The organism is Nocardiopsis changdeensis, from assembly GCF_018316655.1.
Lineage (GTDB): Bacteria > Actinomycetota > Actinomycetes > Streptosporangiales > Streptosporangiaceae > Nocardiopsis > Nocardiopsis changdeensis.
Genome location: NZ_CP074133.1, coordinates 7046261 through 7066228, shown reverse-complemented (window position 1 = coordinate 7066228; position 19968 = coordinate 7046261). Strand labels below are relative to the sequence as shown.

The window sequence follows — 19968 nt, the reverse complement described above, 5'->3', positions numbered from 1 at the left end:
CCGACCATCCCCACTACGGCAGCAGTGCGTTGACGAAGCGCGACATCGACTCGGCGCCGCCCATCAGTCCCCCGAGTGCGCTCTGGATCACGCCCGCCGCGCTTTCGGGCTGCGTGAGCAGATAAAACGCCACGAAAAAGATGAGAGCGTAGCCGCCCCATTTCTTCAACTTCGCCACGACCGACTCCCCTTGGAATCCACCTGACCCACCGACCCAGCAGCGATTGTCGCATTGGGGGTCCTGCCCGTAAAGCCTGGGGCGCACCCTCGGCGTGGCGGTATGTCGGACCTTCCTTGCTTGCGGGCTGTGTCCGGTTCCGGTGCGGTTGTGCACCAGGTGACACGGGGGCCGAAAATCGGCCGCCTACCGGTGCAGGTCAGGAGGTTTAGGTTGGCATTTCTGGCAAAGCCGGACGGGATGGCCAGGTCCGAAACCCCTCGTGAGTGTCGGCCGGCCCGAAAACCGGTCTCCGTGCAGCGCGGATTTCCCCCGAAGGCGGAGAGGGGTGTCAGCGCTGTTCCGCGAACGCCAGGGCGAGCACCTGGAGGTGCTGCCGGGCGATCCGCTCGACGAGGTCCGGAGTGGCGCTGCCGGTGACCTCTTCGGCCCCGTGCCGGGCCGCGTCCACGCACCGGGTCACGGTGGACTCGTGGTGCACGCCGGAGAACTCCGACGAGAGGAGGTCCACCACGGAGGCGAAGCGCTGGTCGGTGGTCGTGGGGGCGGAGGTGGTCTCGGGCATCTCTCTCCTTGAGGGCTCGGGAGACGGATGGCTCAGCGTGCGCGCACGGGGGCGTTGCGTAGTCGCCCGGGGGTCACCTGAGGGCCGCGCCCGAGGGGGCGAGGCGTTCGGTTTCGGGTGGACTACGTCCTGGGGTGGTTTCGGGCCGTGGGGGTTCCTGGTTACGGGCGACCAAGAACCATGATCACTGCTGTCGGTTACGTTCCCGTCTCAAAATGAATTCGGATAATGCGGTTCGGTGTGTCGCCCTTGGGTGCGGCCCGCCCTGCGGCCTCACGGCCTGGGGCGATGGCGGGTCGTAGCAGCACTGTGCCCCGTTTTCGGCCATTCATTCATCCGGATCTGAAAACAGCCGAAAAAGCGCCCGACCGGAGGACCGGTCGGGCGCTCGGGACGGAGGAGTCAGGCGCAGCCGTACAGCCGGTCGCCCGCGTCGCCCAGCCCCGGAAGGATGAAGCCGTTCTCGTTGAGCCGCTCGTCCACCGCCGCCGTCACCACGCGCAGCGTCGCGCCGTGGTCCGCCGCCAGGGTTTCGGTCAGCTTCTGCTCCACCGCGACCAGGCCCTCGGGGGCGGCCAGCAGGCAGATCGCCGTGATGTGGTCGGCGCCCCGGTCCACCAGCAGCTTGAGCGCGGCGGCCAGGGTGCCGCCGGTGGCCAGCATCGGGTCGAGCACATAGCACTGGCGGCCCGACAGGTCCTGCGGCAGCCGGTCGGCGTACGTCGCGGGCTGCAGGGTCTCCTCGTCGCGGGCCATCCCCAGGAAGCCGACCTCGGCGGTGGGAAGCAGGCGCGTCATCCCGTCGAGCATGCCCAGCCCGGCGCGCAGGATCGGCACCACCAGGGGGGTGGGCCGGCTCAGCTGCGCCCCCGTGGTCTCCACCAGAGGCGTCTCGATGGTGACCTCCGTCACGCGGACGTCCCGGGTCGCCTCGTAGGCGAGCAGGGTCACCAGCTCGTCGGTCAGGCGCCGGAAGGTCGGGGAGTCGGTCCGCACGTCGCGCAGGGTGGTCAGTTTGTGCGCGACCAAGGGGTGGTCGACGACCAGGGTTTCCAAGGTGGTCTCCGGGTGAGCTGGGATGACGGGACGGTGGCCGGGGAGCTGAGCCAGGCAGAGTCTAACCGTGCGCACCCACCCGGAAGGGTGCGCGAACAGGCCCGCCGGACCCCCGCGGAAGCCCCCGGTGGGACCGCGCCCCCCGAAGTCGTGAGAGCGTTGTCGGACTGAAGCGGACAAGGGCCACAGCGGGCGCGGAGTGATCGTTACCATGTCACTCGCACGGGCGATCCGGGGTTCCTTCGTCCGGACTGATGGCACCGGCCGGGTTGGGGTGACGATGACAGTGCTCGATCATGATGACGACTCGGGCGACTTCGCGGCCGTGGCGTTCCGGGAAGAGGAGTACTGGGAGGTCGACCTCCTGCCGGTCGCCCTGGTGCACGACCTCAAGGGACTGATCCACGCCCTGCGCCAGCAACCCAGTATCAGCGGGACCATCGGTCTGGTCTCGGTGGGCGACGACTTCTTCATCCTCGTGCGCGTGTACGGCGGGGAGGTGTCCCTGTTCCTGTCCGACGTGACCGCGTCCGTCGACTGGCAGGTGGCGCGGGACGTCCTCGACCACCTGGACATCGACCAGCCCGACGACGATGATCTCGACCAGGTCCTGCCCGCGGGGGACCTGTCGATCGTCGCGGACCTGGGTCTGGACGAGATGGAGCTGGGCGCGCTGGCCGGCGATCTCGACCTGTACCCGGACGAGGTGCTGGCCAGCATCTCCGAACGCCTCGGATTCGCGCAGGCCTTCCAGCGTGTCCTCGACGCGATGGGGTAAGGGACCCCACGAAGTACAGCCCGGAGAGCTAGGAGAGCACGCGGTGTCGACCTTCGCAGCCGTCTTCGCACCCGACGGCGGGACGTGGCGGGGAACCGAGCTCGAACTCGGCGAGGTGGACGTCGTCGACGACGTCACCGAACTGACGCTCGACTTCGCCACGGACACGGGTGCCCCGTCCGCCGTCCTCCTCGTGGAGGTCGACGACGAGTGGTTCGCCATCGTGCGCGCCTACGAGGACGGGGAGCCCCGGGTGTACCTGTCCGACGCCCGTGCCGTGGAGGAGTACCCGCTGGCCGAGGTGCTGGCCGAGGCCGGCACGCTGGTGGGCGCGGGCGCCCCCGACACCTCCCGGGGCGCGGCCCCGGGGGGCGACGCCGGGCTGCTGGAGGACTTCGGGGTCCCGGCCGACGAGCTGCGCTCGCTGTCCGTCGGCAGCGGCGTCCTGCCCAGCGACGTCCTGGCGGTCGTGGCCGACCGTGCCGGGTTCGGCGAACTCCTGGACGGCATGCGCCTGTGAACACGGCCCTGGACGCCGCGCTGCGCGCGGCCCTGGCCGAGGCCGAACTGGCCCTGGCCACGGGGGACGTCCCGGTGGGCGCGGTGGTGCTCGACCCCGGCGGCGAGGTGATCGGCCGCGGGCACAACGAGCGCGAGGCCACCGGGGACCCGACCGGGCACGCCGAGATCCTGGCCCTGCGCGCCGCCGCCCGACACCGCGGCGAGTGGCGCCTGTCCGGCTGCACGCTGGCGGTCACCCTGGAACCCTGCGTCATGTGCGCGGGCGCCACGGTGCTGTCCCGGGTGGACCGGCTGGTGTACGGCGCCCGCGACCCCAAGGCGGGCGCCGCGGGATCGCTGTGGGACCTGGTCCGCGACCCGCGCCTGAACCACCGGCCCGAGGTGATCCCGTCCGACCTGGTGGGCGAGGACGTCGCCGCCGCCTGCTCCGACCTGCTCACCCGGTTCTTCGCGCGGCGCCGGGGGTAACCGGTTTTCCGCACCCTCTCCGATCCGGTAGAGTTACCCGCGGTGGAGTCGCCTAGTGGCCGATGGCGCCCGCCTCGAAAGCGGGTAAGGGGCAACCCTTCGAGGGTTCAAATCCCTCCTCCACCGCTCAGAGCCGGTGTTCACGCAGGTGAGCGTCAGGCCGGTAGAGGTAGCGAGGGCCGGTTGATCCGGGCCGGTGCACGTACGTGCACACGGTCGGAGAGGCCGGCCTTTCGCGTGTCCGGGGCCCGGTGCGGCGTCCGCGGCCTCCGCACGACTTTTCCGGGCACCCTCCTCTGTGACCGGTGGCGAACCGTTCGGGCCGGCCTCACTCCCACCAGTGCGGGGATGTCCGAGCGCCTCTAGGATCGTGTCGTGACGAGACCTCGCTGGAACGTGGTCGCCGCTTGGTCCGCGGCCTTGGCCTACGTGTTCTTCATGATGTGGTTCTTCACCAGCCTGCCCATGGCACTGGGGCAGACCGCCTTCCTCGCCCTCGTGATCGGCCTCGGCCGGTGGAACCGCCGCTCGAAGTGCCACCCGGTCACCTCCTCGCGGACACGGGAGCCCTCTCTCGAGTGAGCCGGGCCCCGGCAGGTTCGGGTTGTTCACCGACAGTGCAGAGCGTGTCGTCGCCCGCACCGGGAGCGAAGCGGTGCGGCTGAAACGCGACAGCGCCCCGGCCCTGCCGACCGGCCGGACCGCGTGCGCGGTGTGGGAGCCGGGGGCACCGCCGGGGTCGACAGGGCGGTAGGGCGGTGAAGGGGCATGTCGGGATGTCGACGTGTCGACGGGTCCGCGGGGGGATCCGTCGACAGGACCGCTCGTCGACACGTCGACACCCCTACTCCGGGGCGGGACCCGTGCTGCCGCGGGCGGTGAAGCGGGCGGCGGGCGACCAGCGTTCGGGGACGGGCAGGCCCCGGGCCGCCTCCAGGGCGGCCTCGGCGACCAGGGTCCCGTACCGGTGCACGTCGACGGTCATCGCGCTCAGCTCGGGGGAGACCAGGCGGCAGCGGGTGGAGTCGTCCCAGGCGACCAGGCTCAGCCGGGAGGGGACGTCCACGCCCAGCGAGCGGGCCGCCTCCAGGCCGCCGACCGCCATCACGTCGTTGTCGTACAGGATCGCCGTGGGCGGCCGCTCGGCCGACAGCAGCTCCGCGGTGAGCCGCGCGCCCGCCTCGTGCGAGTAGTCGCCCTCGGCGGTCACCGGCGCGGGCAGGCCCGCTTCGGCGCAGACCGCGGTGAGGGCGTCCGTGCGGGCGCGGGTGTGCAGCAGCCGTGCCGGGCCGCCGACCCGGGCGATGCGGCGGTGCCCGAGCCCGTGCAGCCGCTCCACCGCCTCCCGTACGGGGGAGGCGTGGTCGGAGAGGACCCCGGGCAGGCCCGCGCCCTCGGGCGCGCCGGCCACCACGAACGGCAGCCCCAGCTCGCGCAGCAGCTCCGGGCGCGGGTCGTCGACCGTGGGGTTGACCACCGCGACGGCGTCCACCACCCCCCGCTCGGCCCAGCGGCGGTGGGCGGCGGCCTCCTCCTCGGGGGTGGACACCAGGTGCAGCATCACCCACATGTCGTGGGCGGCCAGCCGCTCCTCGATGCCGCCGATGAACTCCATGAAGAACGGCTCGGCGCTCAGCAGACGGCGCGGCCGGGCCAGGACCAGCCCGACCGCGCCTGCGCGCTCCGGCGCGCTCATCGCTTCCCGCGGGGGTGCAGGGAGGCCGCGCTGCGCAGCACCGGCTCCCGGGTGAACTCCGCCGGGTCGACCTCGGCCGCGGTGCGCACCAGGAAGGTGTGCGACTCTCCCGGAAGCAGGTCGACGAGCATGTCGTCCACCTCGGCGTCGGGGGCGACCCGGTCGGCGAGCACGGACACGCCGCGGGCCAGCGACGCGGCGCTCACCCGGACCCGGTACCCGCCGGGGGCGGGCTCGGCCTCGGCGGTGAGGGCGTCGGGGTCGTAGGCCAGGTGGACGTCCTCGCGGAAGGGGTGCACCAGGCGGGTGTCGCCGGCGGTGGCCACCAGCACCTCCCGGGTGTCGTCGGCGGTCGCCAGCAGCGACCGGGGCGGTTCGTACTCGGCCGTGGACCGCGGCGGTACGGCCAGCGCGGTCTCGGTGCCGTCCAGTATCCCGCCCCCGAAGTGCCGGCGCTCCACCCGCAGCGGAGCCTCCCACGGCTCGTCGGTGTCGTTGACGGCGATGAGGACGAGCCGCCCGTCACGGGGCTGGAGGGTGAGCAGGCGCGGGGCGTGGGCGGCGCGCAGCGCGTACCAGAGGGGCTTGCGCCGCCCCTGCCCGTCCACGGCCGCCCACGAGGTGACCGGCCAGCAGTCGTTGAGCTGCCAGACCAGGGACCCGGCGGTCCGCGGCCACCAGGACCGGTAGTGCTCCACCCCGAGCGCCACGGCGCGGGCCTGGTTGAGCTGGGTGGCCCAGTGCCAGTCGGCGAAGGTGGTGGGCGTGGGCAGGTGCAGGGTCAGGCCGCGGGCGAGCTTGCCGTTGCCGTCCTCGGCCTTCTGGTGGAGGAGGAAGACGGGGGACTCGGGTGTGAGCGGCTCGTCGTGGATCCACTCGGTGAGGGTGGACCAGGTGGGCGGCCCCTGGAACCCGAACTCGGAGCAGAACCGGGGCACGATGTCCCGGTAGGCGCGGTGGTCGGTGCGGTTCCACACGTCCCACTCGTGGCGGGTGCCGTGCGCCTCGGCGTTGGGGTGGGACTCCTCGGGGGTGAGGCCGGGGGAGTAGGGGCTGCCGTCGGAGTAGAACCGGGTGGGGTCGAGCTCGGCGACGATGCGGGGGAACAGCTCGGTGTAGTACCGGTGGCCCCAGGTGAGGTCGCCCAGTTGCTCCTTCCAGCCCCAGTCCTCGTGGCCCCACAGGTTCTCGTTGCCGCCGTTCCACAGGGCGAGGGAGGGGTGGGAGGACAGGCGGGCGACGTTCTCCCGGGCCTCGGCCTCGAACTCGCCCCACAGCGGTTCCTCTTCGGGGTAGGCCGCGCAGGCCAGCAGGAAGTCCTGCCAGACGAGGACGCCGCGCTCGTCGCAGACGTCGTAGAAGTCCTCGGTCTCGTAGATGCCGCCGCCCCAGACGCGCAGCATGTTCATGTGCGCGTCGACGGCCTGGCCGACGCGCTGTTCGAGCCGCTCGCGGGTGATCCGGGTGAGGAAGTGGTCGTCGGGGATCCAGTTGGCGCCCTTGGCGAAGATCGGGCGGCCGTTGACGGTCACGGTGAAGGGGGTGCCGTGGGCGTCGGGCTCGGTGTCCACGGTGACGGTGCGGAAGCCGATGCGGCGGTGCGCGGTGTCCGGCTCCGCCCCGTCCCGGCCCAGCGTGACGTCGAGGTCGTACAGCGGCTGGTCGCCGTAGCCGACGGGCCACCACAGGTCGGCGTCCGGCACCTCGACGGTGACGGTCCCCGATGTCGCGTCGGCGGCCAGGGCGGCGGTGGCGGTGCGCCCCGCGACCGTGGCGGTGAGGACGAGGGGGGGGTCCTCCCCGGCGCGTTCGATGTCGGCGTGGACCTCGACCCGGCCGGTGCCGTCGGGGTCGACGGTCACCAGGGGGCGGACGCCGGCCAGGCGGGCGGTGGTCCAGCGCTCCAGGCGGACCGGCTTCCAGATGCCCGCGGTCTGGAGGTCGGGCCCCCAGTCCCAGCCGAAGGAGCAGGCCATCTTGCGGACCATGTTGTAGGGGTGCGCGTTGACGTGGGGGCGGGCGCCCAGGCGTTCGCGCTGCTCCTCGGCGTAGGCCAGCGCGGAGCGCAGGTCGACGGTCAGCTCGTTGGACCCGGCGCGCAGGGCGGCGCGGGCGTCGAAGCGGTGGGAGCGGTGCATGTTGGCGGAGGTGCCGAGCACGTGCCCGTTGAGGGTGACGGTGGCGATGGTGTCCAGGCCGTCGAAGACGAGGTCGACGCGCTCACCGTCGGCGGGGGCGTCGGCGTCGAAGGTGAGGGTGTAGCGCCAGTCGGTGCGGTGCGCCCAGGCGAGCTCCGCCTCGGCCGCGTCCAGGTAGGGGTCGGGGATGAGGCCGGCGGCCAGCAGGTCGAGGTGGGTGCTGCCGGGCACCGCCGCGGGGATCTCCCGGCCGGCGATGTTCTCGGGGACGGGGCCGGCGGTGGCGGTCAGGCGCCATCCGTCGTGGAGGGTGTGGCTGGGCATCGTGCTCCTCGGATGCGGGCTGTGGTGCGAGGATTCTTTCTTCAATGAACTAAGTAAGTCAAGAGAGGAGTGGCGGCTACCCTGGGGCGCACCGAACACGCGGCACAGCCGGAGGTTCCCTTGGGACGGGCCATTCCCCACACGTCGAGCCGGGCCACGGTCCTCGACGTCATCCGGGCGGCCGGGACCATCAGCCGGTCCGGGCTGGCGGGCGCCACCGGGCTGACCCCGGCCACGGTCTCCACCGTCGTGCGCGGGCTGCTCGCCGACGGCCTGGTGACCGAGGTCGGCCGGGCCGAGTCCACCGGCGGCAAGCCCCGGGTGCTGCTGCGCCTGGCCCCCGCCTCCCGGTTCGCCGTCGGCGTGCACCTGGACGCGGGCGGCACCACCTACGCGCTCACCGACCTGACCGGCGCCGTCGTCTCCCGGATGTCCCACCCCGGGCCCCGGGACGCCGACCCCGGGGGAGAGCCCGAGAGCACGGCCCGCCGGGTGGACGCCCTGGTCGAGGGGGCCGGGGTGGACCGCGCGCGGCTGCTGGGCATCGGCCTGGTGTCCGCCTCCGGCGGCGCGGACGGGGGCCGGGAGCTGGAGCGGGCCTCCGGCCTGCCGGTGGTCACCGGCGACGACGCGACCGCGGCCGCCCTGGGGGAGTACTGGTCGGGCTCGGCCGGGCGCTCCTCGGTCCTGGTGGCGGTGCACACCGGCGCGTCCCTGGGGGCGGGGGTGCTGGTCGACGGCGTCCCCTACCGCGGCGCGCACGGCCGCGCGGGCGGGCTGGGCCACGTGTGCGTGGACATCGAGGGGCCGCCCTGCGCCTGCGGGGCCCGGGGCTGCCTGGAGGCGGTGGCGGGCCCCGCCGCCGTGGTCGCGGCCGCACGCGACGCGGGGGTCTCCGGGGTGCCCGGAACGGACGGCGCTACGGCCTCGGTGACCGCGGGGTTCGCGGCGGTGGTCCGGGCCTCGCGGGGAGGGGACGCAGCGGCGCGGGCCCTGCTGGAGCGGTCCGCCCGGTACACGGCGGTGGCGGTGCGCACCCTCGTCGGCGTGCTGGACCCGGACCTGGTGGTGCTCACCGGAACGGGGCAGGCGGTCGCGGGCGCGACCTACCTCCCGGCGGTGCGGCGGGAGCTGGAGGGCGCGTTCGCGGGCCGACCGGGGGACCCGGTGCGGGTGCGGCTGTCGGAGTTCGCCGACACCGCCCCGGCGATCGGCGCGGCGGCGATGGTGCTCGGCTCGGCGCTGACCCCGCTGCGCACGCCCGGGCTGAGGCTGCCCGAGGACCTGTCGGAGTCAGGCCCCGTCCCGGTCGGCTGAGGCCGCGGGGGTCGCGGGTGCGGCCGCGGAGAGCTCCTCCACGGCGCGGCCGAGCCAGGAGACCCAGCCGGTCTCCATGTCGATACCGCCGCGCAGCACCAGCAGCTGGATGCGCTCCTGCTCGGTGCGCGGGCCGTTCGGGTAGTCCCGGCGCTCGAACCGCCGGTACTCCTCCAGCCGGGCGCGGTGCAGGTCGCGGTGGCGGACCAGTTCGGGGAGCAGGTCGCCCACGCCCACCACCCCGGCGGCGCGCAGGCGCAGCGGCAGCGGGTCCCGGGACACCTTGGGGTCCTCCCGGCGGTCCACCCAGGCGCGCAGTTCCTCGCGGCCCTCGGGCAGGACCTCGTACTCCTTCTTCTGCCCCCGCGTGGGGACCGGCGAGGGCAGCGCGCGGATCAGCCCGGCCTGTTCGAGTTTGCCCAGCTCCCGGTAGATCTGCTGGTGGGTCGCCGACCAGAAGTACCCGATCGACCTGTCGAACCGCCGGGTCAGCTCGGACCCGGAGGAGGGCTTCTCCAGCAGGGCGGTCAGGATGGCGTGGGGCAGGGACATGTGCGCATTCTAGGTTCGGCCGGCGGGCGCGCCTCCGCGCCCGCCGTACGGGGCGGTCAGAGTGCCGCGGCCAGGCGTGTGCCCTGGTCGATGGCGCGCTTGGCGTCGAGCTCGGCGGCCACGTCGGCGCCGCCGATGAGGTGCGGGGTCACCCCGCGCCCGGCCAGCGCGTCGGCCAGGTCGCGGCGCGGGTCCTGGCCGGCGCACACCACGACGGTGTCCACCTCCAGCAGCCGGGGCTCGCCGCCGACCACGATGTGCAGGCCCTCGTCGTCGATCCGGGTGTACTCGACCCCGGCGAGCATCTCCACGCCCCGGTGGCGCATCTCCAGGCGGTGGATCCACCCGGTGGTCTTGCCGAGCCCCGCGCCGACCTTGCTGGCCTTGCGCTGGAGCAGGTGGACGCGGCGCGGCGGGGCGGGGCGCTCGGGGGCGCGCAGGCCGCCGGGGGTGGTGTGGCCGGTGTCCACGCCCCACTGGCGGAAGAACTCGTCCGGGTCCAGGGAGGCACGCCCGCCGCCGTCGGTGAGGAACTCGGCGACGTCGAACCCGATGCCGCCCGCGCCGATGACGGCGGCGCGCTCGCCCACCGGGGCGTTCTCGCGCAGCACGTCGACGTAGCCGACCACCTTGGGGTGGTCGATCCCGGGGATCTCCGGGGTGCGCGGGCTGACGCCGGTCGCCAGCACGACCTCGTCGTACCCGGCCAGGTCGTCGGCGCCCACCTCGGTCTTGAGGCGCACGTCCACACCGTGCTTGTCGAGCTGCACCCGGAAGTAGCGCAGGGTCTCGTCGAACTCCTCCTTGCCGGGCACCCGGCGGGCCATGTTCAGCTGCCCGCCGATCTCGTCGGCGGCGTCGAACAGGGTGACCTCGTGGCCGCGTTCGGCGGCCGACACCGAGAACGCCAGCCCGGCGGGGCCCGCGCCGACGACGGCGACCCGCTTGCGCAGGCGGGTGGGGGAGAGCACCAGCTCGGTCTCGTTGCAGGCGCGCGGGTTGACCAGGCAGGAGGTGATCTTGAGGCTGAAGGTGTGGTCCAGGCAGGCCTGGTTGCAGCCGATGCAGGTGTTGATCTCCTCGGAGCGCCCGGCGGCGGCCTTGGCCACGAACTCGGGGTCGGCGAGGAAGGGGCGGGCCATGGCGACCATGTCGGCCCGGCCGCTCGCGATGATCTCCTCGGCCACCTCGGGAGTGTTGATGCGGTTGACCGCCACCAGGGGGACGGACACCTCGCCCATGAGCTTCTCGGTGACCCAGCCGTAGGCGCCGCGCGGCACGGAGGTGGCGATGGTGGGGATGCGCGCCTCGTGCCAGCCGATGCCGGTGTTGATGATGGTGGCCCCGGCCGCCTCGACGGCCTTGGCGAGCCGGACGACCTCGTCGAACGTGGAGCCGTCGGGCACCAGGTCCAGCATGGACAGGCGGTAGACGATGATGAAGTCGGTGCCGACCCGCTCGCGGACCCGGCGCACGATCTCGACGGGGAAGCGCATGCGGTTCTCGTAGGAGCCGCCCCACTCGTCGTCGCGCCTGTTGGTGGCCGCGACGATGAACTGGTTGATGAGGTAGCCCTCGGAGCCCATGATCTCGACGCCGTCGTACCCGGCCTCGCGGGCCAGGGCGGCGGCGTTCGCGAAGTCCTCGATGGTCTGCTCGACCTCGTCGGCGGTGAGCTCGTGCGGGGTGAAGGGGTTGATGGGGGCCTGGATCGCGCTGGGGGCGACGAGGTCCTCGTTGAACGAGTAGCGCCCGGTGTGCAGGATCTGCATGGCGATGCGGCCGCCCTCGCGGTGCACGGCCCCGGTGATGATCCGGTGCTGCTCGACCTCGTCGCCGTTGGTGAGCTTGGCGGCGCCCTTGAAGGTGGCTCCGCGGTCGTTGGGGCCGATGCCGCCGGTGATGATGAGACCGACCCCGCCGCGGGCGCGCTCGGCGTAGAAGGCGGCCATCCGCTCGAAGCCGCCGGGGTGCTCCTCCAGCCCCAGGTGCATCGAGCCCATGATGACCCGGTTGGGCAGGGTGGTGAAGCCCAGGTCCAGGGGGGCCAGCAGGTGGGGGTACTCGGTCATCGTGTCTCCTCCGCGCGGGGTGCCTCGCGGACCGTTGTCCGGGCGGCCCGCACCCTCATTATGCAACAAGTTGCAAAATGGGTCGCGGGCCGCCCCCGGAGGCGGGGGCGCCCCGGTTCAGGCGGCCTCGACGAGGGTCGGCACCGGGCGCTTGGCGGTGCGGCCGTCACCGGAGGAGCGCCCGCGCAGCCGCCGCATCACCCACGGGCCGAGGAAGGTGCCCAGCCAGCGGACCTCGTCGGCCACCGTCAGCAGCGCGCCCGGCCGGGGCATCGCGGGCAGCGGCTCCGCCCACGAACCGTCCGCCCCGGGCAGCTCCAGCGCCGAGGCCAGCGCCCCGGCGATCCTGGCGTGCCCCAGCGGGGTGCAGTGCAGCCGGTCGGTCGCCCACAGTCGGCGGTCGGTGGAGATCTCGTACCGCGCGACATCGGCCACCACCACGCCGTGGCGCGCGGCCGCCGCGCGGATCCGCTCGTTGAAGTCCAGCACCCGCGGCACCAGGGGGCGCACCAGCGGGGCCACCTTGGCGATGTCGGGGAAGGTCAGCGTGGCCACCCGGGCGCCCGCCCCGGTCAGGGCGGCGAACATCGCCTCCAGGTCGCCGACGACCGCGTCGGCGTCGTACCCGGAGCGGATCACGTCGTTGACGCCGGCGAACACCGTGGCCACGGTCGGCTCCAGGGCCAGCGCGGGCTCCAGCTGCTCGGCCCGCACCTGTGCGGACAGCCGGCCGCGGATCGCGAGGTTCGCGTACTCCACCCGCGCCCCGGTCGCCGCCATCTTCTCGGCCAGCCTGTCCGCCCAGCCGCGCACGCCGGTGACGTCGTCCCCGTCCCCGACGCCCTCGGTGTGGCTGTCCCCGAGCGCGACGTAGCGCACCCCGTCCCCAGGACCCATTCCGGACTCCTCGTCTCGTGGCCTGGGGGCATCCTATTCCACAAAGTGATTAGTCGACTTATGTACCAGTCGCTCGGGCGGGTGCCGCAAGGCCGGACCGGGCGGTCGCCCGCGTACCGTCCCCGGTCCCGCTCTCGGCCGGGACGGGCGTGGCGGTGCGGGGGGAGGGCGGGGCGCGCTCCTAGCGTGGGACGCGGGGCGCCGCCGCCGGTGCCCCGCACACCGTCGCCGCGCTCCGGGGGGAACCGCAATGGCCAGGAACACCGTCGCCGAACAGCTCGTCCGGACACTGGTCGCGGCCGGGGTGACCCGGATCTACGGCGTGGTCGGCGACAGCCTCAACCCCGTGGTCGACGCCGTGCACGGGACCGACGGCATCGACTGGGTCCACGTGCGCAACGAGGAGGCGGCCGCCTTCGCCGCGGCCGCCCAGGCGCAGATCGAGGGAGGCCTGGCCGTGTGCGCGGGCTCCTGCGGACCCGGCAACACGCACCTGGTCCAGGGCCTCTACGACGCCCAGCGCAGCGGGGTGCCCGTGCTGGCGCTGGCCTCCCACATCCCCTCCCGGCAGATCGGCACCGGCTTCTTCCAGGAGACCCACCCCGAGCGGCTGTTCGGCGACGTCACCGAGTTCCGCGAACTCGTCTCCCACCCCGACCAGATGCCCCGGCTGGCCCGCATCGCGATCCAGCACGCCCTGGGCACCCCCGGCGTCGCCGTACTGGTCCTGCCCGGCGACGTGGCCGGCCGCAAGGCCGTCGGCGGAGCCGACACCACCCCGTCCGTCCCCGTGCGCGCCACCGCCTGGCCCGCCGAGGACGACGTCCGGGAACTCGCCGCGCGGCTCAACACCGCCGGGAAGGTCGCGCTCTTCTGCGGCGCCGGGGTGCGCGGCGCCCACGGCGAGGTCATGGCCCTGGCCGGGCGGGTCAAGGCCCCCGTCGGGCACACCCTGCGCGGCAAGGAGTGGATCCAGTACGACAACCCCTACGACGTCGGCATGATCGGCCTGCTCGGCTACGGCGCCTGCTACGAGGCGCTGCACGACGCCGACCTGGTGCTGATGCTGGGCTGCGACTTCCCCTACGACGACTTCTTGCCCGAGGAGAACGTCGTCCAGGTCGACCGCGACCCCCGCCGCCTGGGCCGCCGGGTACCGCTCGCGCTGGGCGTGCACGGCGACGTTGCCGCCACCCTGCGTTCGGTGCTGCCGCTGGTCGGAGACAAGTCCGACACCCGCTTCCTGCACGACATGCTGCGCCGCCACGAGCGGGCCCTGACCAAGGTGGTGGAGGCCTACACCGGCGACATCGCCGACCGCACCCCGATCCACCCGGAGTACGTGGCGCGCGTCCTGGACGAGGTGGCCCCCGACGACGCGGTGTTCACCGTCGACACCGGCATGAACAACGTGTGGGCCGCCCGCTACCTCACCCCCAACGGGCGGCGCCGGGTCATCGGCTCCTTCTCGCACGGGACCATGGCCAACGCCCTGCCGCACGCGATCGGCGCCGCCTACGCCGCCCCGGGCCGCAAGGTGGTGTCCCTGTCCGGGGACGGCGGGCTGAGCATGCTGCTGGGCGAGCTGATCACCGTCCACCAGCACCGGCTGCCGGTGGCCACCGTGGTCTTCAACAACTCGTCGCTGGGCATGGTGCGGCTGGAGATGATGGTCGACGGCCTGCCCGCGTTCCAGACCGACCACCCGCCGGTGGACTACGCGGCGATCGCCGGGGCGATCGGGATGCGCTCCCTGCGGGTCACCCGCCCCGACGAGGTGCGCGACGCCCTGCGCGAGGCGGTCGAGGCCGCGGAGCCCGTCCTGGTGGACGTGGTCACCGACCCCAACGCGCTGTCCATCCCGTCGCGGATCAGCGCCGACCAGGTCGTCGGGTTCGCCCTGTCCGCGGGCCGGACGGTGCTCCGGGGCGGGGTGGGCTCCATGATCGACCTGGCCCGCTCCAACCTGCGCAACATCCCCCGCCCCTGAGCGGGTGCCGGCGGCGGACCGGCGCCGGTCACCGGGAGCGGGAGGACCTGCCGGGGGAGGCCGGTCCCGGGGTTCGGGCCGCACGACGCCCGGCACACGGCCGCGATCGTGCTGCTCATCCTGGGAGTCCCGGAACGGGCGGTCATGGGGATCATGGGGGTGGTCGTCGCCCTCCATGGCCAAGAGCTACCAGCACGTGGTGGACGATGTTCGGGCGGACGTGGCCGACCGTGTCGGCGGGTTGATCTGGGAGGCTTCCCAGGGGGAGGAAGACGCCCTGGAAGCGGCCGAATGAGACCACGAACGACGAAGGCCCCGACCGGTGTCCGGTCGGGGCCTTGCGCTCGCCCTGGCGGGCGGTGGCGGAGGATAGGGGATTCGAACCCCTGAGGGCTTGCACCCAACACGCTTTCCAAGCGTGCGCCCTAGGCCACTAGGCGAATCCTCCGCGAACAACTCTACAGGTTGTCGGAGTGTGCTTCGAACGGGTTTCTCCGGGCCCGTCAGCCGTGGCTGGAGCGGACCCCGGAGATGGCGTTGTTGCGGAACGCGTCGACGAACAGCGCGTGGTCCGCGCGCACCTGGGCGGCGTAGGCGTGCGCGAACGCGGCGCACCAGTCCACGAACTCCGCCTCGCGCCCGGCCAGCACGTTCATCAGCGCCTCCTCCACCTGCCAGTCCACGAGGGAGTCGTCGGCGTGGGAGTCGGACACGCAGTGCGCCTTGGCGGCGGCCCGGCCCAGGTATTCGAGCACCGGCGCGATGTCGGCGGGCTCGGTGAGCCCGTCCCAGTCCAGGTCGGTGGTGTAGGGCGACACCTCGCTCACCACGAACCCGCGCCCGTCCATCTCGGTGTGGCCGAGCAGCGGGTCGGTGTGGGCCTGGAGCGCCCGCTGGGACACGGCGGTGCGGTGCCCGTGGTGCTCGAACGCGTCCATGATCTCGGGGTCGCGCACCACCCGGGAGGGGGCGGCGACGTTGCCCTGCTTCATCGACAGCACCAGGTCGTTCTCCCAGGCCTCGGAGGGGCCCTCCACCAGGAACGTGTACGCGGGCAGCCCCGCCGAGCCGATGCCGAACCCGCCGCTGCCCACCACGTCCTTGACCTCGTAGCTGAGGGAGCCGTGCCGCCGGTCGGACGGGATGGTGTCCAGGTAGGCGCGGTAGGCGGCCAGGACCCGCTCGCGCTCCGGGTCGTCGAGCCGGCGCACCTTGGGCCCCTCGCGGAACAGCCGGGTGTACCCCTGGCGCCGGGTCATCGACAGGAGCATGGCGGAGCGGCTGTTGGACCGGGCCCGCTGCAGGACGTCGTGGACGGTGCCGTCGGTGGTGCCGAGCTTGAGGGAGAAGTCGCGGTCGCCGCCGTCCTGGGCGAACGCCGCCACCTGGGAGACGTAGGAGCCGACGCAGCGGCGCACGAGCGCGTCGATGTCGTCGTCGGACAGGGCCTTGCGCCAGGCGGTCAGGGCGATGCTCGCCGACAGCCGCAGCACGTCCCAGGTGAAGTGGCCCGGGTAGGCCTCGTCGAAGTCGTTGACGTCGAACACGAAACGCCCGGTCGCGTCCATGTAGGTGCCGAAGTTCTCGCTGTGCAGGTCGCCCTGGATCCACACCCGGGAGGTGCGCGCGTCGGCCCAGGGGTCCTCGGCGCCGCCGACGTCGGCGTAGAACAGGGCGGCGCTGCCCCGGTAGAAGGCGAACGGGTCGGCCGCCATCCTGCGGAACTTGAACCGGAACGCCGCGGGCGCCGCCGACATCAGGTCGGCGAAGGCGTCCTCCAGCACGGAGACGATGAGGTCGCGGCGCCCGGGGGACCGGTCGACCGGGGAGTGGGGGTCGAACATGCGACCATCATCCCGCGGCGCGCGCCGCGGGGCCACGCGGTGGCCGGTCCCGGCCGGTTGCCCGAGCACCCCGGTGTTCGGATAGACTTCGGGGCAGACCCCTCGTGCGGCGTCATCCCATGAACCTCCCCAGGGCCGGAAGGCAGCAAGGATAAGTGGGCTCTGGCGGGTGCGCGGGGGGTCCTTTCTGTTTTCTCCGGCCCGGTCCACCCCAGGTTTCTCCCCGGAACCGGCGCGAGCTGTCGGTGCTCGCGGGTTGAATGGACCCGTGGCAGGGACCAGGGGAGTGATCACGCCGTGAGCATCGCGCTGTACCGCAAGTACCGTCCCGCGACGTTCGCCGAGGTGCGCGGACAGGAGCACGTGACCGAACCGCTGCGCCAGGCGCTGCGCAGCGGCCGGATCAACCACGCGTACCTGTTCAGCGGCCCCCGGGGCTGCGGCAAGACCACCAGCGCGCGCATCCTGGCCCGCTCCCTCAACTGCGCCCAGGGCCCCACCCCCGACCCGTGCGGAGAGTGCGACTCCTGTGTGGCGCTGGCCCCCGACGGCGGCGGCAGCATCGACGTCATCGAGATCGACGCGGCCTCCCACGGCGGTGTGGACGACGCCCGCGACCTGCGCGAACGCGCGTTCTTCGCGCCGGTCAGCTCGCGCTACAAGGTGTACATCATCGACGAGGCGCACATGGTGACCCGCGAGGGCTTCAACGCGCTGCTGAAACTGGTGGAGGAGCCCCCGCCGCACCTGAAGTTCGTGTTCGCGACCACCGAGCCGGAGAAGGTCATCGGCACCATCCGGTCGCGCACCCACCACTACCCGTTCCGGCTGATCCCGCCGAGCACCCTCCGGGAGCTCATGGAGGACCTGCTGGAGCAGGAGAAGGTGGCCTACGACCCGGCGGCGCTGCCGCTGGTGGTGCGGGCGGGCGCGGGTTCGGCCCGCGACACCCTGTCGGTGCTGGACCAGCTCATCGCGGGCTCGGACGACCAGGGCATCACCCGTGAGGGCGCGGTGTCCCTGCTGGGGTACACCGACTCCAGCCTGCTGGGCGAGATGGTGGACGCGCTGGGCGCGCGCGACGGCGCCGCGGTGTTCTCCCTGATCGACCGGATGGTGGAGGGCGGCCACGACCCCCGGCGGTTCGCCACGGACCTGCTGGAGCGGTTCCGCGACCTGGTGGTGCTGGCCGCGGTCCCGGACGCCCTGGACAAGGGCCTGGTGAACGTGGCCGCCGAGGCCGCCGACCAGATGAAGGCCCAGGCGACCCGGCTGGGCCCGGCCGAGCTGACCCGCGGCGCGGACATCCTCAACCAGGGCCTGACGGAGATGCGCGGTGCGACGGCGCCCCGGCTGGTGCTGGAGCTGATGTGCTCGCGCATCCTGCTGCCGTCGGCCGACGGCGACCAGGGCGCGCTGCTGGCCCGGCTGGAGCAGATGGAGCGGCGGATCGCCGCGGGTCCGGTGGCACCCGCCCCGGCCGCCCCCGCCGCGTCGGCGGCGCCCGTCCAGGCACCGCAGCCCGCCCCGGCCCCCGCCGCGCCCCCGGCCCCGGCACAGTCCCGGCAGCCGCAGCCGCAGCCCGCGCCGCAGGAGCAGAGCCAGCCGCCGCAGGCACAGCAGCCGCAGCAGCCGCAGCCCAGGGCCGCCGAGCCCGACGGCTGGGACGCCGCACCGGCCCGGCGCGAACCCGCCCCGGCGGCGCCCGCGCCCGCCGCGTCCGCTCCCGCGCCCCAGGGCAGGGCGGTGGACCTGGGCCGGATCCAGGCCTCCTGGCCGCAGATCCTGGACGCGGTCAAGCGCCTGCGCCGCTTCACCTGGATGGTGCTGACCGGCAGCGACGTGCGTCCGGTCGGAGTGGAGGGCAACGCCGTCGTCCTCGGCTTCTCCCGGCCCAACGAGGCCCGGGGCTTCGGCAACAGCGGCAGCGACCAGGTGGTGGCCTCGGCCGTCCAGCAGGTGCTGGGCATGGAGGTGCGGGTGACCGCCGTCTCCGGGGGCGGCGCCCCTGCCCCCGCGCCCGCTCCCGCCCGGCCGGCCGAGCCCGCGGGGTGGGACGCCCCCGCCCCGGCGGCCCCGGCTCCGGCCCCGGAGCGCCCGGCCCGCCCCCAGGAGGTCCGGGAGCAGCCCGCGCAGCCGCAGCCCGCGCCCCAGGAGCGGCCGGCGCCGCAGGCCCCGGAGGGACCGCCGCCGGACAGGATCGTCACCGGCCTCCAGGAGCCGCCGCCCGACCCCTACGAGGACGCCGCGGCGGCCCCGCCTCCGGAGGACTTCGGGCCCGAGCCGGCCGCCCCCGCCGCGCGCCCGGCCGCACCGGCGCCGAAGCCGGAGCCTGCCCGGGGCGCCGAGGCGCCCGCGGCCCCGGCGCCCGAGCGGGCACCCGCCGCCGACGCCGGGCTCCCCCCGGGAGTGGGCGCCGCCCTCATCGAGACGCACCTGGGCGGCAGGGTCATCGAGGAGATCGAGCACGAGGCCCCGGACGCCTCCCTGTGACCCGGCCGGACCGGCCCGGCCGGACCCGCCCCGGCGGCCCGGCCGGGCGGGTCAGCCCCGGGGTCCCAGTGCCCGCAGCACGGTGTCGACCAGGGCGTCCACGTACGGGTGCGTCAGCTCCCCGGACCGCATGAGCCAGCGCTGCTGCACCGGCGCCAGCAGCAGGTCCACCGCCAGGGCGGGGTCCGTTCCGGCGTCCAGCTGCCCGGCCTCGCGCGCCGCCAGCAGCCGGTCCTGGAACGCCCGCACGTTGGGGAGCAGCAGCCGGTCCGCCACGCTTCGGGCCAGTTCCGGGTCGGTCTGCATCTCGGCGATGAACGCCCTGTTGACGCGGTCCATGAGAGGGTCGGCGTACTCGTCGACGATGGCGTGGAGTACCGTGCGCAGGTCGGCGTCGAGATCGCCGGTGTCCGGCAGCGGCTCGCCCGCGGTCCCGCCGGTCAGCTCCGTGAACACGTCGAACACCACCGCGGCCTTGGTCGGCCACCAGCGGTAGATGGTCTGCTTCCCGACCCGTGCCCGGGCCGCGATCGCCTCCATGGTCAGCCGGGCGTACCCGACCTCGCCCAGCAGCTCTCCCGCGGCTGCGAGGATGGCCTTGCGCGCCCGCTCGCTGCGACGCCGGGGATCGGGTGCGGGCCGGGCCGGTTCCTCCGGGGTGCTGGTCTGTGCCATACCTCCCACGGTAGCCCCAGAAAATGACGAGACGTATCGTCTTGCTGGAGGTAATCTGCTGGAGACCGGAACAGTACAGGGCGAGCCCGGACTCGCCCAGGGGGAGGTCCCATGGCCCGCAACAACGACAATCTCCTCGGCCTGGGCGGCGGGCGGGGCGTCTCCCGCTCCACCGCCAAGGGCGGCAGGGGCGGCCCCAGCGGCCCCAGCGCCGACGCCCAGCGCCGCAAGGAGGACCTGCTGCGCAAGATCAAGGAGCGCAGCCAGGCGGACGGCTCCGACGGCTCCGACGGGTCCGAGGACTCGGGCGAGAACAAGGAGTAGCCGGGGACGCGCGGGAGCGCGAGCGCCCCGGACGCCCCGGACACAGAGGAGCGCCCCCGGACCGGCCACGGTCCGGGGG

18 protein-coding genes, 2 tRNA genes and 1 other RNA gene are annotated in these 19968 nt (G+C 73.7%); 10 read left to right on the top strand and 11 right to left on the bottom strand.

The window, feature by feature from the left end:
- Positions 1 to 13: 13 nt before the first annotated feature.
- The 3 genes from KGD84_RS31750 to upp form a co-directional block, all read right to left on the bottom strand.
- Positions 14 to 178, bottom strand: coding sequence for a hypothetical protein (locus tag KGD84_RS31750; RefSeq protein ID WP_211715575.1), 165 nt, complete (start codon positions 176 to 178; stop codon positions 14 to 16).
- 331 nt (positions 179 to 509) lie between these two features.
- Positions 510 to 743 carry a hypothetical protein gene (locus KGD84_RS31745; protein WP_220563967.1) on the bottom strand — a complete coding sequence of 78 codons (234 nt, stop codon included), beginning with the start codon at positions 741 to 743 and terminating at the stop codon, positions 510 to 512.
- A gap of 402 nt (positions 744 to 1145) precedes the next feature.
- A complete protein-coding gene (gene upp / locus KGD84_RS31740; protein WP_220563966.1) occupies positions 1146 to 1799 on the bottom strand; it encodes a uracil phosphoribosyltransferase in 654 nt (217 codons plus the stop codon).
- A 280-nt stretch (positions 1800 to 2079) separates the two neighbouring features.
- Here upp and KGD84_RS31735 point away from each other — a divergent pair, with 280 nt between their 5' ends.
- The 5 genes from KGD84_RS31735 (at position 2080) to KGD84_RS31715 (ending at position 4149) form a co-directional block, all read left to right on the top strand.
- Positions 2080 to 2577: a tRNA adenosine deaminase-associated protein gene (locus KGD84_RS31735; protein WP_220563965.1), complete on the top strand. Its 498-nt coding sequence runs from the start codon at positions 2080 to 2082 to the stop codon at positions 2575 to 2577.
- 43 nt (positions 2578 to 2620) lie between these two features.
- Positions 2621 to 3097 (top strand): tRNA adenosine deaminase-associated protein, encoded by a 477-nt coding sequence (locus KGD84_RS31730; RefSeq protein WP_220563964.1) that lies wholly within the window; start codon positions 2621 to 2623, stop codon positions 3095 to 3097.
- A complete protein-coding gene (locus KGD84_RS31725) occupies positions 3094 to 3567 on the top strand; it encodes a nucleoside deaminase (protein ID WP_255646920.1) in 474 nt (157 codons plus the stop codon). Before KGD84_RS31730 ends, KGD84_RS31725 begins: the two co-directional genes overlap by 4 nt.
- A 41-nt stretch (positions 3568 to 3608) precedes the next feature.
- Positions 3609 to 3693: transfer RNA gene (locus KGD84_RS31720), tRNA-Ser, on the top strand.
- A gap of 249 nt (positions 3694 to 3942) precedes the next feature.
- Entirely contained in the window at positions 3943 to 4149 is a 207-nt protein-coding gene (locus KGD84_RS31715) for a hypothetical protein (protein WP_220563963.1), read from the top strand.
- Between the two features lie 262 nt (positions 4150 to 4411).
- Here the strand turns inward: KGD84_RS31715 and KGD84_RS31710 are convergent, their stop codons facing one another.
- Both KGD84_RS31710 and KGD84_RS31705 read right to left on the bottom strand, forming a co-directional pair.
- Entirely contained in the window at positions 4412 to 5263 is an 852-nt protein-coding gene (locus KGD84_RS31710) for a LacI family DNA-binding transcriptional regulator (RefSeq protein WP_220563962.1), read from the bottom strand.
- Positions 5260 to 7725, bottom strand: a complete 2466-nt coding sequence (locus KGD84_RS31705; protein WP_220563961.1) for a glycoside hydrolase family 2 protein — start codon at positions 7723 to 7725, stop codon at positions 5260 to 5262. The genes KGD84_RS31710 and KGD84_RS31705 overlap by 4 nt, the downstream gene beginning before the upstream one ends.
- A gap of 120 nt (positions 7726 to 7845) precedes the next feature.
- Here KGD84_RS31705 and KGD84_RS31700 point away from each other — a divergent pair, with 120 nt between their 5' ends.
- Positions 7846 to 9042, top strand: a complete 1197-nt coding sequence (locus KGD84_RS31700; RefSeq protein WP_220563960.1) for an ROK family transcriptional regulator — start codon at positions 7846 to 7848, stop codon at positions 9040 to 9042.
- On the opposite strand, the gene KGD84_RS31695 is transcribed toward KGD84_RS31700, so the two are convergent.
- The 3 genes from KGD84_RS31695 to KGD84_RS31685 all read right to left on the bottom strand — a co-directional run bounded on the left by KGD84_RS31695 (position 9019) and on the right by KGD84_RS31685 (position 12563).
- Positions 9019 to 9594: a PadR family transcriptional regulator gene (locus KGD84_RS31695; RefSeq protein WP_220563959.1), complete on the bottom strand. Its 576-nt coding sequence runs from the start codon at positions 9592 to 9594 to the stop codon at positions 9019 to 9021. The genes KGD84_RS31700 and KGD84_RS31695 overlap by 24 nt on opposite strands.
- A 56-nt stretch (positions 9595 to 9650) precedes the next feature.
- Positions 9651 to 11666 (bottom strand): NADPH-dependent 2,4-dienoyl-CoA reductase, encoded by a 2016-nt coding sequence (locus tag KGD84_RS31690; protein ID WP_220563958.1) that lies wholly within the window; start codon positions 11664 to 11666, stop codon positions 9651 to 9653.
- Between the two features lie 117 nt (positions 11667 to 11783).
- On the bottom strand, positions 11784 to 12563 hold the full coding sequence (locus KGD84_RS31685) for an SGNH/GDSL hydrolase family protein (protein ID WP_220563957.1): 780 nt from the start codon (positions 12561 to 12563) through the stop codon (positions 11784 to 11786).
- 250 nt (positions 12564 to 12813) lie between these two features.
- Between KGD84_RS31685 and KGD84_RS31680 the strand changes: the two genes are divergently transcribed.
- A complete protein-coding gene (locus KGD84_RS31680) occupies positions 12814 to 14553 on the top strand; it encodes a pyruvate dehydrogenase (protein ID WP_220563956.1) in 1740 nt (579 codons plus the stop codon).
- Between the two features lie 360 nt (positions 14554 to 14913).
- Here the strand turns inward: KGD84_RS31680 and KGD84_RS31675 are convergent.
- Both KGD84_RS31675 and KGD84_RS31670 read right to left on the bottom strand, forming a co-directional pair.
- Positions 14914 to 15001, bottom strand: a tRNA-Ser gene (locus tag KGD84_RS31675).
- A 55-nt stretch (positions 15002 to 15056) separates the two neighbouring features.
- Complete coding sequence (locus KGD84_RS31670; protein ID WP_220563955.1) at positions 15057 to 16397, bottom strand: DUF2252 domain-containing protein; 1341 nt, start codon at positions 16395 to 16397, stop codon at positions 15057 to 15059.
- Between the two features lie 93 nt (positions 16398 to 16490).
- Here KGD84_RS31670 and ffs point away from each other — a divergent pair.
- Together ffs and KGD84_RS31660 are read left to right on the top strand one after the other, a co-directional pair.
- An RNA gene (gene ffs / locus KGD84_RS31665) (signal recognition particle sRNA small type) lies at positions 16491 to 16586 on the top strand.
- Positions 16587 to 16694: 108 nt separating this feature from the next.
- Positions 16695 to 18890: a DNA polymerase III subunit gamma and tau gene (locus KGD84_RS31660; protein WP_260697172.1), complete on the top strand. Its 2196-nt coding sequence runs from the start codon at positions 16695 to 16697 to the stop codon at positions 18888 to 18890.
- Between the two features lie 51 nt (positions 18891 to 18941).
- On the opposite strand, the gene KGD84_RS31655 is transcribed toward KGD84_RS31660, so the two are convergent.
- Entirely contained in the window at positions 18942 to 19565 is a 624-nt protein-coding gene (locus KGD84_RS31655) for a TetR/AcrR family transcriptional regulator (protein ID WP_220563953.1), read from the bottom strand.
- 111 nt (positions 19566 to 19676) lie between these two features.
- On the opposite strand from KGD84_RS31655, the gene KGD84_RS31650 reads away from it, so the two are divergent.
- Positions 19677 to 19889, top strand: coding sequence for a DUF6243 family protein (locus tag KGD84_RS31650; RefSeq protein ID WP_220563952.1), 213 nt, complete (start codon positions 19677 to 19679; stop codon positions 19887 to 19889).
- The last annotated feature ends 79 nt before the right edge of the window (positions 19890 to 19968 follow it).